The following is an 18,322-nucleotide window of genomic DNA, read 5'->3' on the forward strand; positions in this document are numbered from 1 at the left end:
GGCCTTTTGCAGGTTTTGAGAGCTTTTTTGCCTTTAACAAATGATATTACCCATTAGGATAATATTGGCTATTGCACTCAGACTGTGTCGAATGCCAGCCCTGAACTGCCTTCTCCACGGCCGGTGGTAAACTGTCGCCCTTTCCAAACAGAAACGCGTCCGGCATCGTCCCGGCAACGCTGGTAAGTAGTCTGCACAATCTTGCCCGCCCGCGGGATTTCTTCCTCAAAAATCATGTATGAGTTGCCCTCAACAAGACCGACAGCCAGGGTTTCGCTATTTGGCCGAATGGTTTCCAGAGCAGTACTAATAAAGTCAGCTCCTTCCAGAATGCGCAGGAGCCGGGCCCGCTGAAACTGAATCTGCCGCCGCGAAAGACTCGTTTGCACCGGGATAAACGGAATCCAGTTGGCTGGCGTGCTGGTTTGCAGCAGGTAGCGCAGCTCGGCTAGCTTGTCGGGGTCTACGGGCTCTGGCGTGTCGAGGCCGTACAACCGTTCCAGTAGTTTCTGTTCCTCCAACGCCAGTTCGTAGCCATTCCGGGCATTGCCGGTCAGGGTTTCCAACACCGATTCAATGCCCCAGGCTAAGTTGGCCATCTCATCTTTTAAGAAGGTTATCTTCTCGATGGGCTTGCTTTCCAGTAGCTTACTGACCACAGGTGGCACAAATAAGGCCGTGCTAGCCGCCTCGCCCCGGCTGCCGCGAGTGCTCAGGTTGAACATGCGCCATTGCTGCCAGGCATCATCTAGTCCGCGCCCAGCCGGATTGATAAAGAGCCGCTCCCCAAATACGTCCGTCACCACCATGCCCTGTATTTGCGCCATGCTGCCCACCGGCAGTTTGTAGGGAATTACAAACCAGTCGTTAGACGACATCAGGGCAAAATCCGTCATCAGGAGCGTCACCAGATCAGTTGTCTGGGTGTTAACATTGGCAAAATTTACCACACCATCCTCAAACGTCCACCACCGGGCCTGGGGCATACCGCTAAACTGCACCGGCGTCGGCATGAAGGAAAGGGTCTCCGTTTTTATCTCGGTTTCAACAGGAGCATCAGGTGCTATTTTCTCGTTATCAGGGTCAATATCAAACGAGTACCAGCTAAGTGTACCCTGCCCATAATTGTCGGCAATGAGAGTTGTTGACTTATTATCCGGCTGTTTCAGGCTACACTTAAACTGATATTCCAATTGCTCCGGCGACCAATTATCGTCGTCCACATCCAGCGGCTGATTATACTGCCGGCCATACCACGCCCGCAATTCCTCGCCCGCCTTGGCTATTTCGGCCTTGTCGCTGGCCGCTACCGTCACAAGCTCAAATGGGTCGCCGGTGCCCAGCAGCGACGACCACAATAGGCCGCCATCCAATTGGTTTCCATCCAGTGCTTCGGCCCACTGCGCTGCCTCCTGATGCGCATAAGTGCTCAGAAACGCCCGGCCTTCGGCTTCGCTAAAGCCCGCTACATCGGCGGGCGCAAGGGCCTGTTTGGGCTTCTTGAAGGCGCACGCTTTTAAGTAGTCTGCGCTATAATCAGTGCCCACGAGGCCATCGGCGGCTCGCTTCCGTAGCAGCTTCAGCCAGTACTGCCCAATTTGCAGGCGCACCGGGTAGGTAAGCTGCATCGGCCGACGTTCCACTAAGGTTTCGAGGGGAATAGTCGCGTCATAAGGCTGAGCCAAGCCCGTGCGGCCTTTCACGGCCTGAATGGGTGTCGTTTGTACCTGCACCTTCGCTACGCACGGCGACCCGGCGTTGTCGAAGCGAAACTCCCCCAACTGCCACTGCCGGGTAAGCATCCAGAGCGGGTCGCGCACCTCAGCCCGCAGACTCCTGCTTAGGTCTTGGGAACGCGGGCTGCCTTCCAGACGGTTCCAGCAGGTGAGTGACGGATAGAGTAGCTCGGCCTTCAGCTCCAGGTTCAGATTAATCGAGGCGATGTCAAATAATGGCATTGTACTTAGTGGTTGCGAGTTTGACGATGTCTTCGAAAACGAACATGTTATCCGCCAGATTAGTCGAGAGTGAGCTTTGATCCGTCGTGACGGCCAGCAGCACGGCGGGCAGCACCTGGGCGAAGGGTGAAGTGTCGATATGAGCCGGCTCTATGGCCCGCACCTTGGCCATTTCGAAGGTTTCGGTGACGCACTCGATCAGGTTATCCCAGCTCCAGCTGCCCTGCGGCGCCGGCGACACGGCCAGGAGCAGCGTTTGGGGTGGCTCCGAGTTGGGACGGTTAAGATGAGCCGTGATGCCCGTCGTGACCGTAGGCAGGGGAATTTCTTCGGTCCACTCGTCCACTAGAAGGCCACAGAGCGTTTGTCCATCCTCAAACACAGCACCCCCCGCGAAGGCCGCGTCGAGGTGCACGCTCAGCAGCAACTTGTTCTGCTCCAATGTGTAAATGCGCGGTTGGTCGGGTGGGGGCAGCGTGCGGTATATTTTGGGAATGCGCAATCCTAGCCAGCGGTCATTTTCGATATAGGGCAACTGCAAGGCCTGCATTGAAAAAGCCTCCTGAGTAAGCAGCTGCAAGGTTTCGACGGTTTGCATGGCCGGCCGCACCCGCGCTATGCCGTACAGCCATTCATCGGTGGGGAAGGCGTGAGGCTCGTCTTTAAAGAGTTGGTTACTGCCGCTGTCGGTTTGGGAGCTGGCAAGTTCTGCCGCATTGTGGGGCTCAAAGGTGGGCAGGAACCGAAACGCCGCACCTAACAGGGTTTGACTAGCTTTCTGCAGTGTCGGCAGTATTTCCTCTTCTTTGGTTAAGGTAGAAGCCAAGGTCAGCTGCTTGTCTGACTCTTTGAGTTGCGCCGTCATTTGGGTGAGCACCGCGCCGGCCTGCTCGAGCAGGGGCTGACGAAGGGCATCGCGGCTGGCTCTCTCTTCCTCGGTGGCCACGACTCCTACCGCCCGCACGGAGTGTGGCATGGTCCGCGACAACCCCCAGAGAGACAAGCTCCACAGGATAAGGCGCAGATCATCCAGCGTCTGGTTATCAGTCACCAAATCGTACGCCGGGTTATCAACTGCTGGAACCTCGCTGGCCGCTTTTAACGCGCTTTCCAGCTCATCTTGAGCACTTTTAAACGTTAGCTGAAGCTCTTTGATTTGGATGGTAAGGGTGGCTAAATCGTAACGTTGGCCGTTCGGGGTCGGCAAGCCCGGCCGTGGCTGGGCGGCCGTCAGATCCATGGCGCCAGCTGGGCGCGAGGCCGTAAGGAGCGTGCTCAAGGCCTTTAGGCGGGGTAGCAACCCAAACAGCGACACATCGGACGAAGCCCAATCTGTGCCCTTTTCCGTGTAGCTCACTTCCACGGGCACGTCTTCCTTCATAGACTGGCGCAGAAAAAATGCTACGCGCTCATTTAGCTCCGTCAGGTCGTTTTGGGCGGTCTCAGAAGCAATATACAGCAGGTCGATGGGCATGAGCTTAAGGTCGCTCATGCTTACACTTTTCTTGTCGGGAGGGCTACCGTCCTTTGTGATGGCTGCCACTACTTTTATGGTTTTCAGATCGGGTAAAAAGCTCCCCAGCCAGGCATTGACCGCCGGTGCGGCCGTGGCACGAGGAGTGGCACCGTCCTCCGGGTCCGTGGGTTTGAGCAGGATAACCGACTTGTGCGCCAGAGGAAAGCCCCCGCGGGGAATAGCAAGGATTTCTGGCGTCGGGATGTGCTTGCCTTCCTGCAAGGATTTCATGGCTCCCGCGGCCCGATCATAGTTGCCCTGCACTACCTGATACACGCTTTCACTCAACACGAGGTCACCCACAGCATCATAGCTATCCAGCAGATTATCAATGGCCTGTACTATGGCCGGTACGGCCTTATTGACCAGAGCAGTAGCGGGCGCGGGTACGGTGCTGACGAGGATGGCGCGCACGAAGGCCGCTTTGTCGGGGGCAGCACGGTAGTCACTGGTCAGGCGGGTGCCGTCCACTACGTTGCGGGCAGCTTGAGCCTCGGAACTCTGGCCGGTATTGGTGGTTAGGCGGTCATCAACGATTGGAAACCGGCGACGGAATTCGAAAATGAACCGGTCAAGTTCAAGGTTTTGCTTGTCGGCGGCCTCATGCAGTTCCCGCTCAAACTGGTAGCCCAGCAGCGCCCCGATATACTGCCCGTTATTCACGCCCTCAATAAGGCCCAGCGCCTTGCGCACCCGTTCCGACGACAAGTTGACGGCCATGATATCGGCATCGGTGCGGGTGGCGTGGGTCAGGTAGCCATTGCGCAACACGGCCGCGGCCACGGCATGGGTGAGAGAAGGTGCGTGCACGTGGCCGCCGTTGGTTCTATCTTCTACAATAGTGGCTCCCTGCACGCGGAGCTCGGGCGGAATCGTATTCTGATTTTTGGGCGTTTTAGTATTCGGTACCGGTCGCACATTCTCGAGCCAGCCGTAGGCCCCCAGGTAGAAACCCGGCTGCTGACCCTGCTGTTGCCGCCGATTCTGATTCTGCGCCATGCGCTGGCTGGCCAGGCCCGTCATCCAGGCATCGAGGCGGTAGCTGCACAAGTCAATGTGCTCGGCGAAGGCGCGCTCGAGCTTGGCGCTGGGCCGGTTGGCTAGTTGCCCCAGCGCTTCCAGTACATCGCTAACGGAAAGCGCCTCAGGGGCCCGCCGTTTGGCCTGCTCGAATACAAACTGAGCCAGGGTTTTTCGCTCCGAGCCAGTTACGGTGGCGGGCGCGCTGTAAAGATTCAGGAGTTTGCTGTTACGGACCGTTTTCTCACTCATGCTATAGTAAGTCGCGTCGCGTATTTTCTCCGCAATCAGGCCTTTAGCCTTCAGAATGCCCGAGCCGCTGTCGTTGTAGGCTTGCCGGAGCGCGTGACGTAGTAGCAGGTAAAGCAGGGCATTGGGCTTAGTGATTCCGGCCCCAAATACTTCTTTTTCAATCTCGTCGGGATTGGCTTCCAGCAGCCACTTGATGTAGTTTCGGCCATCGGGCAGGAAGGGCAGAATGGCGCTGATTTCCGACAGCGGCACTTTGTCGCGCTCCACAACTCCCCCGAACAGCTTAAAGTACTTTTCGAAAAACATGAGGTCGTACACCTGCCCGTTCGTTACCCACGGCGCCATCATCATGTTCACGTCCTGATCGGCGGCAAAGGATACTGTCTGGCCCACGTGCTTGGTGTAACGCTTGGTGGAACTCATCTTAACCAAGTCCTCGTATTGCCGCTGGGCCAGTGCGTAGCGCTGAAAAAAGGAGACGGAGCTAGCTTGCAAGCCCAGCACCTCCAGCAGATCCTTGTCGGGCTCGCCGGTCTTTTGCGTGGCGGAGGTCAGCGGGATGAGCCGGCGCTTAAAGTATTCGTAGGCAATCTTAAGGGTGTTATTGAGCCGGGTTTCGAAGCCCTGTCCGGGTGTCCATCGGGTATAAGCCGAGGTAGGCAGAATGCCGTAGGGCTGGTTACCAATGCGAAAAGCGGGCAAGGGCCCCCGTCCGCTGACATGATTGAGAAAAAAGTCGCGCACCTGGGCTATGGTATTCGCGTCGAAGGGCGGTTTTAGTGGTTTTTGTACCACTTCGGCATCGGTACCGGGCTGCATCATCTCCTCCAGGAAATACCCCAGCGTGCCGTGCCACAGCGCCTGATGCATGGCCCGGGCGTCGCGCTGGTCTAGCTCGTCGGCGTTGGCCGTTCGGCTGAGCAGGTTTGATTGCAGCCCCAAGCGTTGCTTCAGCAAAAAGCCATCAGTTTGGTCGGCGGGGGCGGGGCTATCTTTGAACTGGGCGGGCCCGAAGAGCAAATCGAAGCTTTCAGCCGAGGAAAATGCGAACTGAGTTAGGCCCGAATCGGTGCCGTCGGTATTGTTGGTGGCGGTGCCGTTTGGCACGAGGCTGAAGCCCTCCGTGGTATAATAGTGACCTTCCAGGAGTTCCTCAAATGATTGGCGAGCCACCTGCTCATTGTCACTGAATCGGACTCCCAGCACTAGCAGCTTGTCAAAGCCCGCGGGGGCGTTCATTTTTACGCCCATTCCCACTTTTATGGCCTCGGCGAAGTCGGTCATCCAGGCCATACCTTCATCCATAATCAGCTCCGCGCCGTCGCGCCGCATGCCTTCGCCCTGCATGGTTTTTACCGGATCGGGACCAACCGGCAGCGGATATGGAATGGTGTTGCCCAGCACCTCCGTGCGCGTGGTGCCAGTAATGCCAATGAAGGCCAACCGGTCGGGCATAAGGCTCGCCCGCGCCGGCTGCGACCAGCTTTCGGCGCGGCCCTCGTAGGGCGGAAAGTCGGGCGCCTCGGTTAGCTTCAAGGAGGGGCTCTGGGGGGCATTTACGGGGCGATACTCGCGCACAATCCACGCGGCGCGCTGCCACGATAGTGCCCCCTGTACCAATTGGCCCCACGCCGCCCGCACCAGCGTGTCATCGCCCGCGGCCTGACTTACGGCCGTCCAGAACAACTGGGCGATGCGCACTTCATTTTCGGTCAGCTGGCTCTCGTGCGTTACCACCTGCAAATCGTCGGGGTAAGCCCGAACCCACAATTCGGGGCCAACGAATTTGGCTTCCAGTCGCAGTGGCAGGAGCATCACCGGCACTTCGGCGCTCAAGTGGGCTGTTAGGCGACCGGGTGAGAGATTCGCTAACAACTGCGCGCGCGCCGTCCCAACTAGGTTTAGGCTTTCTTTTAGCTTGCCCGTCTGCTGCTGCAAGGCACCACCTAGGTCGCTGATTTGCTGGCCCACTGCTGCCAGCGCGGCTGCATTGGCGGTGGGGCTCATAGCCAGGGCCGCCTGTTGCTTTTGGAGGCGCACGATTTGCTCACGGGTGCGCAAGGCCTCGTCCTGGGCGGTTTGGTGTTCCTGCCGGGCCTTGGCAACAAGAGCTTGCTGTTCGGAAAAGGTAGCCATAAGAAAAGAAAGTCAAGAACAAGGAAAGACCAGCTGAAGGGCAGGCAAGCAGTCAACGGACTGCCCAAATTTGCCCCCCACATCTGCCTAAAAGTTCAACATCTCACTACCGTGTATCGCAATCATCACTTTATCTTGATAGGTGATGTAGGCAATGTCAGCTGCGTTGGTTGTCGTGTTCCAACTGTACTTCACGTCGTCGTCGTGGCGGGCTTTGTTATCAACGCCGGCATCACCCGAGAGCGGGTTCACGTTACCGAGCGAGAAATTGCTGCTGACAGTCAGCTGCCCGCCATCTGCGGTGCCGAGGTTTTTCCAGTTTAATTCGTTCCAAGTGTACAGCGGGATTTGGGGAGCGTCGCCGATATCGAAGCCGAAGCGGGGCTCGCCGGGCCGCTCGCGCAGAATGAAAAACCAGCCGGGATTTTCCGCCAGATTATTGCCGGGGTCACCCTTTACCTCTTTCACCGTCAGGTTAAAGCCGATAAAATAGATGTCGGGTAGAATCTGGGCCTTAAACAGAGGGTGCTGTATGTTGGCTTGACCCACGACGCTGCCATCCTCATCCGCCAGATTCCGAACTACGGTATTATCAATCTGCCCATTCTTCACGGGCCACTCGGCGCGCTGCGCGTAGATTACCGTGTTGGGGTAGCGCTTGAGAAGTTCGCCCCGCACCACTAGCACCACGTTGTCCTTCACCGTAGGACGGTTATTGTGGTCGCCCAGCTCACGGGTCATGGCCCAGCGGTGCAGCTCCGGAATGTCTTTGAACTGCTCAATTTTGGCTTTGGTAGGACTCGCGCCCATCACCTCGCGCACATCCCAAAACTGGCGAAAGTAACTGCCGCGCTGATCGGTAGGGTACTCGCGCCAAAGCAGCTCGCGGGCAAACTCGTGGTTTAGCCCCGTCATGTACGACTCGATGAACTTACCGTTGACGTTGAGCAGCGAAATCACGTTGTTCTGAATCATCTTCAGATTGGGCACCAGATACTCGCCCGACATGTCGCGCAGGGGGGCATACATAGGGTCCGTGATTTCGGGGTAAGCCATCACAGGCCGCACGAACTTGTCCCACTGCCTTTGGTAGTAGTCGGAGAGCTTAATGGTGGCCACCGCCCGGTTTTTCATGGTAAGCACCGGGTCAATTTTCTGTAATACCTGTCCGTAGATGGTCGGAATATTAACCGATTGGGCCACTACCACCGGCGACACGAGGGTAGAGGCTTCAAACAGCAGGTTCTGTTTCTGCAGGGCCGACCGAAATGCCAGATCGTCATCAGTTTGCTGGGTGAAGAGGCGGGTAGGAGGTAGGCGTAAGCGAAGGCCGCGCGCAACGCCACCACCCAGACCACCGCCAGAATTGCCCCCCCGGCCGATGCGAACATCTGCTTTATTGAAGCGCACGTCGGCCTTAGAGTTAATTACAAAATCCTTGACGGGTCTAATTTTTTGCACGTTCAGCACCGTCAGCTGGTCGGGGCGAAGCAGGTCATTGGCTTCAGGACTGGCGGGCTGGGCAATGAGCGCCGCCGCTGCCTTCTCAATGCTGAACAGGAATCTGGGGGCCGCATCCTTGGCCGGAAAAGCCAGCAGCTTTTGGGTATTTACGCCCCGCACCATGGCTCCCAGCTGAAGAACACCCGCCGTAACGGGTCGCGAGTTGATGGCTACTTGTCCGCGCGGGCGCACCACCTTTTTGAAGGCATTACTCACCGTACCACGGTCTAGGGGGCTTTTTTCGATCATGGCCTTGGCTGTCAAAGGGCCGCTGCCAGGGTTGCTGACTAATACCTTCTGGTGCAGGTTTTTGGCCAGCAGCAGGCCCTCTGACGGGTCCAGCGTTTTGAGGTGCTTGCTGAATATATTGGTAAGCGCCTCCGTCGAGAAGGCCAGCCGATTTAGCTGCCGGTTAGCTTCCAGCACACCCTCAATCTGCTGCCAGGCCGCTTCCATGTACTTCTCCTGGTTGTCGCGAATCACGCGGGTGCCCAGGCCCGCCGCGGCCCGCCACCGAGGGTCTAGGTTGAGCTCATGCACAAAGTTGACGTTGGTCTCATTCTTTAGCTCAGGGGTCAAAAAGTGCCATTGCCCATAAATGGGCGGCGTGATAATGGGGTCGTCGGTGGGGGCGGCTTTGCGGCTTTTTTCAGGTAAATTCAACAGCTCCACCACCTGCTTGCGCAGGTCTACGTCGGGGGGCGTGAAAAAGGACGAGCGGGCAGCAGCGGGCGAAATTAAAGCTCCTTCCAGCTGCATGGTTTGGCGCTCGGCGGGGATAATGGCTGGGTCGATACCGCCCTGCGGCCGGCTGATGTCCATAGGCCGCACGCCTACCCGCGGATCCAAAGCTAGGGGCCGGAGCAGGCGCACCAACTTCTCGAAGTCCACGTCGTCGCCGGTTTTGAAGTTCCAGCGGTAATAGTAAGGGTACAAATCACCCCCCGGTCGGCCCGCATAATCAGCCCAAGCCGACATAGTGGCAAACACCGCGTCAGCTTGTTCGAGCCCCAGCCCCGACAGGCGGCCCGGCTCAAAACTTGGTATCAAAAACGCCTGATAACTTGTGTTGGGCTTGAGCTTGCGCCCGCACAAGAGCCGCGAATACGCCCGGTCGGGGTTCAACCTTATCAGCGCATCCAGCTGGTTCATGGCCGGCCCGATATTAGTGCCAACCAAGGGGGTAGTTCCGCCCAGGGCCTCATTGGCGTGCACATGAGCCCACGCCCAAAGCTCATTGGCGCCGGGGAAAAGCGCCGTGGGATTACCTTTCAGCTTAATGCTGGGCAATGGTTTGTTAGTGTTGTTTTCCTCAAATTCACCGGGGATGCTGCCTTCTTTTTCTTCCAACACTACCAGCGTAATCCAGGGTCGAATGCGGGTGGTAGTGGGGTTGCTGCTGACGGGGGTGTAGCGCCAGGGAAAATCCTCGTCATAGAACTCAATCAGGGGTAGGTAGTTCGGCTCGAAGTTGGCCGTCCAGCGCTGGGGCTCCGTGCGCACAATGGCCCGCGGATCGATGCCTACTACGTCGCCTGGCCCCACGAGCTTAATGATCTGGGGTACATCGAGCGTCGCGCCTTTATCGGAGGCAATGCGTATGGTCACGGTGATGCTCGAGCGCTGCTTTACGGCCGTATTGTTGTCGCCCTCCATGATCTGGTTGGCGAGTCCCTGTCGCAGCCAGGGCAAAAAAGTGTAGTGGCTCATGGTTGCTACAATTCAAGACTCGACATAATTTGTAACTGAGAGGTCAGGGCGGGGTCAGTGCTCACCAATGTTTTCAGGTGCTGAGCCGCTTCGGCCTGGGTAGTGAAAAAAGCGGTGCCATTGTGTGCCTGCAAGGAATCGACGTTGACAATGCGAAAGGCGTCATCGGTTACCGTAGCGGTTTTTTTGGGGATGCCAAAGTCTAGCTTCGAGGCTTGTGACAAGGCGGAGCGGGAGGCCGCATTGCCGGCTAGCAGGTGCGTAAACAAGCCTGATTTTACGCCCGCCATGCGGAGTTTGCGCTCCCGTCGGAACTTGGAATCGAACACAATTTGCTCATAACGAACGGTCTTGATGGACGTTTTGTGGGAGCGCAAATCCAGGCCGCTTTGCCGCACTTCAACGCCACCTTTCATTTTCTCAAACGAGGGCCGGGCCAGCTTTTCGCTGTTGGTCATTTCTAGGTACTGAGCGGCGGCAAAGTAGTCGCTGAAAGGGGTGGTGCTCAGGGGCGTGGTCAGCGGCGCGGTCCCCGCCGTCACGGTCTGAATGGAGAAGCGCTGCCCGTCGCTGGGGCGTTTAGTGCCGTACCTCTGAATGTCCAAGTCGAGCGGGGCGTTGCGCTGAGCAATGCGTAGGAAGCCCGCCGGGTGCAGCAGAATGTCGGCCGTGTCGGCGCTTAGGTCGCGCAGCGAAACCAACAAGCTGCGGTTGTCGGGCAGGATGGCTTGCCAGCTTTGCCGCGCTTTGAAGGCCGTTTCCAGTTCTCTGAGCACTTCCACCGTGGGTAGCGGATCGTTAGGCCGGTCGCCCCACTCCACGTCGAAGTTCGCTTTCACCTTCACAAACAGCACGCGGAACGAGGCGCTGCCGGAAACGTGCCACGGGGCGGGCCCGGATAAATGCGCTTCCAGATGCACCGCAAACAGTTCCTCCTGGCCCATGCGAACCGCCAACATTGCCTCAAAGTCGACCATGAACTTGAAGGGACTGAACTGCAAGAGCGCATCATAGGCCAAAAAGCCGTAGACGTTGAACTTCCAGGCCGCCGCGTACAGCTCTACCCGTGAGCCCACCTGTACCGTGTTGGAGGTGACGGCGAAGTAGCTTTCCAGCCGAATACGCGGGTTGTCTTCGGCCAGCAAATTGATGGTAATCCGGCGCATGGTGGCCAGATCGGCGGGAGGCTGAAAAGCCGGATGAAAGCCCCCCACCGAGAGCAGGAAGCCCGGATTTGCCCCCCAGTTCAGGCGGGCGGCCATGTCGCCGGTGAGCGTGAAGGTCAGCAGCCGCGAGTCGTAGAGTGTAGCGTCGAAGCTGAGCAGGCCCTTGTCGAAGTCGATGGTGCCCAGGAAGTTGACTTGCAGGCGCAGCAGAGGCAGCTCTTCGCGGGGCAGCAAGGTTTTGAGCACTCCCAAAATGGCCACTCGCACGGGGTTGGGCACTTCAATGACCAAGCCCAACTCAATGCTGATAAGCGTGGGTGTGCCCCAGCCAATAATGAACATGGGCCCGAAAGCAAACCGACTCTGCTGAATGGGGAAGAAGCGCTCCAAGTCGCTGACAATGCGGTTGATGTTGGCCACAATATCCACCGGGAACAGCACGCTCTTGATGGCATTGGTGCGCACACCCTCGCGCATGGCTTCCAGCTGCATAGTCCGGTTGAGGGCCAGCAAACCGCCCACTCCGTTGAGCGTGAACCCAAAGGAAAGCTGCAGGGGCGGAAACTCCGCCGTGATGATAATCAGCAGTGAAAAGCCTTTGGAGCCGTCGGGGTTTTTAGTGGCGATAATGCCAATGGCTTTCAGGGTTAGAAAGCCCTGAAACGTAAGCTCAAGCGCCCCCACGTAGCGGCCCCGTTCAGAGTCAATGCCGAGGAAGCCGCCGCCCTTAAAGCCGCCCGCGTCGAGCGACAAACCGACACCCTTTGGGGGGCGAAATCCAAGGCTGAAATCCAGTAAACCGACGTTGCCGTCGCGGTTGGGCTTAAATTCTAGGAAGGCGTTGACGCCCATTTCCTCCACTACCGCTTTAATGGGCCCCAACTCCGCTTTAATATTGGCGCCAATGCCCACCGGCACCCGATTACCATCTAGACCGACCGTTAGAATCAGGGCTTGCAGCTCCACGGGACCGAGCTGTATGTGGAGGGGTAGGAGGATTTGTAGAGAAGTACTGCCCCGGAAATACAGGCCATTACGGGTATTGAAACCTACAGTCAATCCAAAATCCGATTCGAACCGGCCGGCCCCGCCCATCAGGGTACTCAGAAACCCATCGGCGCCGCCCAGGTCGATGACTACCTTACCGTTCTTTACCTCGCCTTCAATGCCAAATACCCCTTCCGAGTTGGCTCCGTTGATCACGAAATCGACTCCGGTTTTGGCCACGAGCTGCTGCACCGTGAGGCGCGAACCGCCGGGCGCGCCCAGAATAACATAGGGTGTATCATCTAGCCCGGCCGTGAGTTTTACTTCCGTCCGCCCGGCCAGTGCGGCGCCGGGGCGCTTAAACTTTAGATTGCCATTTGGCTGCACAACCAGCGTAGTAGCGGCCTTTAGCTCGCCGTCAAACGCCACTTCTACTTTGAAGTCATCCTGAATAAAGGGGCGCGATTTATCTACTTTAATCTCATCACTTAGCTTGATGAGTATGCCCTTAGGGTTCTCATCGAGCTTGGGAGATACCTCGAACACGGCCAGGTCCAGCACCGGCGGATTGACCCCCTGATCAAAGACCGCGGGAACGCCCGCCGAAGCCAATAGTTTTTGCGTTTTGGTGAGCAGCGCTACGCCATTGAAGCCAGGGGCGCCCCACTGATAAAGTGCGTTTAAGTGGGCGCCAGGGCCTTTGAGGAAGTTAAGAAGCTGATCGACGCGCAGTTTGCGCTCTGTGTGGGGGGGGCGGGCGGGGTCTACGGAGCCCACGTTGCGTGGGGTGCGCTCCAGGGCACCAATAAACTCGAGGCTCTCAGCCGCCCCCTTGATGCCTTCCAGATTACGGATGATGATGTAGTCGAGCAGGCGCGTAGGCAACTCATTGGCAAAGGTGTTCAGGTCGGCGGCCGAAACTCCGGCAAACGGCCCAAAGGCCCGCACCTGATTGGCCAAATCCGTGAATCCGCTTATTGTGCCCTTGATTTTACCAAAAAGCGCCGTGCCTTTACTGATGGTGTTGGTGAAGCTGGTACCACTATTTTCTGCCGTAATAGCCTTGATAAGATCGTCTACCAGCGGCAGTAGCTCGCGTAGGTTAGTGGCCGTGGTTTGCAGCGCGTTCACAAAACCGGGCGCCGTTTGGAGCGCGGCGGGAAACTGCAATCCTAGCTCAGCTAGCAGCAGCCTGGCTTCGCCGCCCTCCATGCGCTCCTCCAACGGAGCCAGCAAGCGGGCTAGCGAGATGGCAATACGCTCCAGGGTTCCATTAGCGGGGGCAGCAACGGGCATGGCAGTAAGGCGTTAGGAATGAACGGCAGCTGGGGGGCAAATTCCCTGGGCTTGAGCTACTATTGGATGGCTGTCGCCGGTCAGGTGCTGCAGAATTGCGTCGACCGTATTGTGCTGATCGGCAGCTTCCAGTATAGCTAAGGCATGGCGACTAATGGCGGCTCGGAGGCGGGCGCTGCCGTGCTCTTCCAAGGTAGCGGCCATGCTCATCAGTAGGCGCTGCACCGATACGCCTTCTATCTGGCGCGGAATCTGGTAGGCGGGCTCTTTCAGGCTGCGAAACAGGGCTGCCAAAAAAGTTGGCCCTTGGTGGCGCTGCCAGGTTACGCCTACGGCTCGCTGCTTTTGTAGGAGCTGCATTACCTCAAACCGAAATTCCAGCACCACATTTAAAACGACCTGCCCGCGCTCGGTTTGGCGGAGCGTACGCTGTACCCGCCGCAGCAGCATCTCGCGCTCGGTAGGTAGGGGAACGGGGGAAGCGGTGTCCCGTACAAAGTCAATGTCAGCAACTCCGGCTGGAATCGTGATGCCCATGGCGGTGAGTACATCACCGATATTGTTGGCCACGCTAGGGCCTGTATTGCCGCCCCAAAGCAGGGCTACAACTTGGTTGGTGGCATTCACGATGACGGAGCCCGAATCGCCGTTGTTAGAAAACTTATCGACTCCGGCCACGGGCGTAATCCGCACCTGATGGGTAAAGCTGCTGCCCGCCGTAGAGTTAGCGGGCGAGTTTATATCCGTAACTGTGCCCGTGGTCAGGCCCGTAGTGCGACCCACTTTGCGTACGGTTTCGCCAATGATGGCAGCGGCGGTGCCGGCAATAACGCCGATCTGATTGATTTCCTGGACCGTCCCGATGCTAGTATTCACGGTTGCTATGGCCGCATCTACCAAACCCCCAACCTGCCCGGCCGCAATGCTGCCTATTTCCCCGCAAGTACAGCAGCACGATTCAGAAAAGTCGGGCTGGCCAAGCTTATCTCCCACACCCTTGCCCTGGGCAAACATGACGTGGTGGTTGCTGAGTACTACAATTGCGTTATCGGCGGTGCGTTTGGCCACGCAACCTAGTGTGCCCAAAGAGCCCGACCCGTTGCCGGCCTGAATGCCCCCTTTCAGGGGGCGATATTCGGACTCATCCACGATGGGCGTGGTTTCGTCCATCTCGATAACGTCGGTCTTGATGCCCAGCACTTCCGGCGGAATCTGATCATCGGAGGACAAATCGGCGGTTGACTTTTTACGCGTTACGTACACGCGAAAGGAAGCCTCGTCTGTCAGCGTATTATTGGTTTCCTTCAGCCCCATCCCCACGCCCACTACGCCGGGGTATTTCATTAGTATTTTTTCGGCTCGTTTATGCAGTTTCTTCAATTGCTCCGTTCGGGCAATCATTTCTTCGCGTGTCATACAAAGAGGAGTTTGACGACTTAATAACTGTTGCTCAGCTTCACTTTATCTTTTCCAAACAGCAAACTGAACGTGCGTTTGGAGCCATTGCGGTGGATAACGGTTAGGTCCAAACCGGGTGGTTCGGTGGTAACCACATCCATAGCAATACCTACTTGCTGGATGCAGGGCTGCTTTTCCAGCCAGTGTGCAATAGTGCGTGCGTTGTCGTGGAGGGGGAGCGTGGGATCGAGGGAGCGGGCGAAGGAGTCGACTGCTCGGTCGAGGGCGCTGGTCGATTGGGCTGCGTTGGGATCGGCGGGCCAGGCATCGCAAACCCCAAGATCCGCTTTCTTAGATTTTGTACACGAGCAATAAGCAAACGCGAGCAAAATGCTATAAAGCAAGATTGGTCGCATAGAATTAGGCCTTAAGTAGCTAATTCAAAATAAGCCCGTGCCTGGCACGGAAGCCGACAGACAGAATACTCCCTGCTAAAATATGAGGGCGGCTAGGAACGTGCAGATAGGTGGAGTAGCAGATATTAAGCAAAAGGTATGATTATATATTAAGAATTCAAAGGATAATTTCGTTAAATAATTGAATTTTTATGGAATTATATCTTGTCCAGCTCCTAACTCAGAACTAAATATTTGCAGGCTCGTGTAGCTCAGCAGTACAGTAGTCGATTAAGTACAACTAGCGCGATGAGGCAGCGAACCTCCGCAAACCATCGTATTATTTCTTGACAACTCGTATTTGCCCCCCATCGAAATGAGAGCTAGAACTTGACGAATACGTGATTAATGCGAAGACCCATCTGACGCAATGTTGTCCGTTCGCGGCGCGCTTTTCTTCGCTTAGTTCAGCTTAATCTAACTCCCTGGCGGTGGAGAGTGGGAGTAGAATCTGGATTGGCTCTCGGCTTACCGCTGGTACTGCTTATGCTTACGGCTTATGGGCCAGTAGGGCCGGGGCTGCAGGCCGTGTTGGGGGCTTTTACGGCCCTGTGCGCGGCCGGCCTCAGCCGCCGCGACCGCCTGCCTGCATCTGCTGCCGTTGGTAGGTGGGGCCTGGTGCTAGCGGCAACCTTGGATGTGGTGTGCGTGGGCAAAATGTAGATGGACAGCGCGTGCGTGGTCATTGGCAATGCACTGGCCTGCACCCTGACGCTGGGTGTGCGTCTGGGTCTACCAGCCCGGTGATGTTTATATTGGTGACGGCCGTGAACGTGCATCTGGCTATACTTAAGGCGCTCGGGGGCGTGGAACTGCCGGGGCTGCGACTTATTGGGCTGGTAGCGGTAGGCTCGTTTCTGGCTTACCTGGTTATTATACCGCTGCTGTGGCCTTTCAGTGCGCCGCCGCTACGGGCCGCCCACGGGGCTGCGCAAGCTGTTTCCGCGCTTATACTTCGATGGGAAGTAGGCAACTCACTCGTACTAGTGGAAGGGCGTATGCTGGCTACGCTGTTGGGCGCGGGCTCGCGGGCTTCGCGTTGGCGGTATTCGGAGTGAGTGAGGGGGAGCAGGGCCCTTTTTGCCTAGAGGGCTAACTCAAGCCATTAAGCCTCAGAAGTAAAACTGTAGCAAACTAAAAAGTCCTCTGGTATTTTTCTGGGGGTAAAGGCAGTATCTACCACTATAAAGCTGGCCAGCGGTAGCTTCCTGGATAATTGTTTAATTAAGTAGGTATCGCCGCGGCCTACATCCAGGATGCTTGTCTTGCGAATAGTAATGGTAGCAATATGTGTTTTAAGTAGCATCACAACTGCATAAATGCGAGATAGTTACCAGGGATGCCAGCCGGTTATTTGATAATTGGTTAGTTGTGCTTCCGTTAGATCCATTGAGGCAGAATTTATTCTAAATTAAAGCGCCTAATACAAAGCCTGTTATGATTCCAGAGCGGGATAGGTATTCTGTTTTAATCCGTCCTGTAATCTTACGTGGGTCGGTTGAGCAACAAACAGTCCACGCGATTGATCGTGCTTGATAAGCATAGTAGAGTCCAGGTAGGAGATAACTGCCTTGGATTAGCGCTTTAGACCTCTCCTTGTGCCAAAGCCGCTTCGTCTAAAGGCACTGCTACCGCGGGCGGCACATAGCCACCCAACGAACGCATCACTAATACCGTGCTTATCACTGTGAGCACTGCCCCAGTGAGAAATGCCGCGCCGGGAAAGTGAATGGGTGCCTGCGGTCCACTGAAGTACGAAAACAGGTTGGTCATGAGCGGCGGGCCGACAATGGACGTAGCGCTGACCAAACTAGTAAGAGCACCCTGCAATTCGCCTTGCTCATTAGCCGGCACTTGTCCCGACATTATACCCTGCAAGGCCGGCATCGCAATGCCCCCCAGACTGTAAGGAATCAGAAAGGCGAACATCATCCAGCCTTTGGAGGCAAAAGCAAATAACGTGAAGCCAATAGCATACAGCGTCATACCCACTAGCACCGAGCGTTTGGCCCCCAACCTTGGGTTTATAACCCGAATGAGTAAGCCTTGTACCAGCGCCGTCATTAGGCCCACGGCGCCAAGGGAGTAGCCCACCCAGGCTTCATTCCACCCAAATTTGTACATGGTATAATAGGACCAGGTGCTTTGGGTAGCATGCGCGGCAATATAGAGCAGCAACATGGAACCCACTAGTCCCAGAATAACCGGGTAACGCTGCAACTGCTTCAGTGTGCCCACCGCATTGGCCCGCTTCCAATTGAACGGCCGCCGGTTCTCAACGGGCAGCGACTCGGGCAAGATAAAGTAGCCGTAAAGCCAGTTGAGCAGGGTAAGGCAGGCCGCCGCAATGAAGGGCACCCGCGGGCCGTATTGCCCCAGCAAACCGCCAATCACCGGCCCAATAATAAAGCCTAGCCCAAAAGCGGCGCCAATCATCCCGAAGTTCTGAGCGCGCTTTTCGGGCGGACTGATATCGGCGATGTAGGCGGAGGCCGTGGTGAAGCTAGCGCCGGTGATGCCCGCAATAATGCGCCCCACAAACAGCCAGCCCACGGTAGGGGCGAAGGCCAGAAACAGATAATCTAGCCCAAACCCAAACAGGGCAAACAGCAGCACCGGCCGCCGTCCGTACTGGTCGCTCAGGTTGCCGAGCACTGGCGAAAAGAGGAACTGCATGCCAGCAAAGGCAAACAGCATCCAGCCGCCGTACTGGGCCGCCTCGCTTAGGGTGCCGCCAATCAGCTCCCGAATAAGCGTGGGCAGCACCGGAATGATAATGCCGAACCCAATGACGTCCAGCAGCAGCGTGATGAAAATGAAGCCAAGCGCGGCTTTACGATTTTCGGCCATTGGGGGCTTTTTTATGGGTTAGCAATAAGAAAAGCTTGAGCCCAAAGAAAGTTATTAAATACTAAATATAATAGT

9 protein-coding genes are annotated in these 18,322 nt (G+C 56.8%); 2 read left to right on the top strand and 7 right to left on the bottom strand.

Features of this window, described 5'->3' with window-relative positions:
- Positions 1 to 77: 77 nt before the first annotated feature.
- From ACW9KT_RS10280 to ACW9KT_RS10305, 6 genes are all read right to left on the bottom strand, one after another.
- The gene (locus tag ACW9KT_RS10280) at positions 78 to 1,958 is read right to left on the bottom strand and encodes a hypothetical protein (protein WP_457079984.1); all 1,881 of its coding nucleotides are present in this window, start codon (positions 1,956 to 1,958) and stop codon (positions 78 to 80) included.
- On the bottom strand, positions 1,945 to 6,882 hold the full coding sequence (locus ACW9KT_RS10285; protein ID WP_457079986.1) for a hypothetical protein: 4,938 nt from the start codon (positions 6,880 to 6,882) through the stop codon (positions 1,945 to 1,947). The genes ACW9KT_RS10280 and ACW9KT_RS10285 overlap by 14 nt, the downstream gene beginning before the upstream one ends.
- Positions 6,883 to 6,969: 87 nt before the next feature.
- Entirely contained in the window at positions 6,970 to 10,095 is a 3,126-nt protein-coding gene (locus ACW9KT_RS10290; RefSeq protein ID WP_457079988.1) for a hypothetical protein, read from the bottom strand.
- Between the two features lie 5 nt (positions 10,096 to 10,100).
- On the bottom strand, positions 10,101 to 13,544 hold the full coding sequence (locus tag ACW9KT_RS10295; RefSeq protein ID WP_457079990.1) for a DUF6603 domain-containing protein: 3,444 nt from the start codon (positions 13,542 to 13,544) through the stop codon (positions 10,101 to 10,103).
- A gap of 12 nt (positions 13,545 to 13,556) precedes the next feature.
- Entirely contained in the window at positions 13,557 to 14,960 is a 1,404-nt protein-coding gene (locus ACW9KT_RS10300; protein WP_457079992.1) for a Nal1-like putative serine protease, read from the bottom strand.
- Positions 14,961 to 14,980: 20 nt separating this feature from the next.
- Complete coding sequence (locus ACW9KT_RS10305) at positions 14,981 to 15,358, bottom strand: hypothetical protein (protein WP_457079994.1); 378 nt, start codon at positions 15,356 to 15,358, stop codon at positions 14,981 to 14,983.
- A 525-nt stretch (positions 15,359 to 15,883) separates the two neighbouring features.
- On the opposite strand from ACW9KT_RS10305, the gene ACW9KT_RS10310 reads away from it, so the two are divergent.
- Positions 15,884 to 16,060: a hypothetical protein gene (locus tag ACW9KT_RS10310; protein ID WP_457079996.1), complete on the top strand. Its 177-nt coding sequence runs from the start codon at positions 15,884 to 15,886 to the stop codon at positions 16,058 to 16,060.
- 80 nt (positions 16,061 to 16,140) lie between these two features.
- Positions 16,141 to 16,455: a hypothetical protein gene (locus tag ACW9KT_RS10315; RefSeq protein ID WP_457079998.1), complete on the top strand. Its 315-nt coding sequence runs from the start codon at positions 16,141 to 16,143 to the stop codon at positions 16,453 to 16,455.
- A gap of 526 nt (positions 16,456 to 16,981) precedes the next feature.
- On the opposite strand, the gene ACW9KT_RS10320 is transcribed toward ACW9KT_RS10315, so the two are convergent.
- Positions 16,982 to 18,247 (bottom strand): TCR/Tet family MFS transporter, encoded by a 1,266-nt coding sequence (locus tag ACW9KT_RS10320; RefSeq protein WP_457080000.1) that lies wholly within the window; start codon positions 18,245 to 18,247, stop codon positions 16,982 to 16,984.
- Positions 18,248 to 18,322 lie beyond the last annotated feature (75 nt).

The organism is Hymenobacter sp. HD11105, from assembly GCF_054051685.1.

What these genes read in the sequence shown, in the direction of transcription:
- ACW9KT_RS10280 (WP_457079984.1), bottom strand. Translation starts at nt 1,958, where the DNA reads ATGCCATTATTTGACATCGCCTCGATTAATCTGAACCTGGAGCTGAAG.
- ACW9KT_RS10285 (WP_457079986.1), bottom strand. Translation starts at nt 6,882, where the DNA reads ATGGCTACCTTTTCCGAACAGCAAGCTCTTGTTGCCAAGGCCCGGCAG.
- ACW9KT_RS10290 (WP_457079988.1), bottom strand. Translation starts at nt 10,095, where the DNA reads ATGAGCCACTACACTTTTTTGCCCTGGCTGCGACAGGGACTCGCCAAC.
- ACW9KT_RS10295 (WP_457079990.1), bottom strand. Translation starts at nt 13,544, where the DNA reads ATGCCCGTTGCTGCCCCCGCTAATGGAACCCTGGAGCGTATTGCCATC.
- ACW9KT_RS10300 (WP_457079992.1), bottom strand. Translation starts at nt 14,960, where the DNA reads ATGACACGCGAAGAAATGATTGCCCGAACGGAGCAATTGAAGAAACTG.
- ACW9KT_RS10305 (WP_457079994.1), bottom strand. Translation starts at nt 15,358, where the DNA reads ATGCGACCAATCTTGCTTTATAGCATTTTGCTCGCGTTTGCTTATTGC.
- ACW9KT_RS10310 (WP_457079996.1), top strand. Translation starts at nt 15,884, where the DNA reads ATGCTTACGGCTTATGGGCCAGTAGGGCCGGGGCTGCAGGCCGTGTTG.
- ACW9KT_RS10320 (WP_457080000.1), bottom strand. Translation starts at nt 18,247, where the DNA reads ATGGCCGAAAATCGTAAAGCCGCGCTTGGCTTCATTTTCATCACGCTG.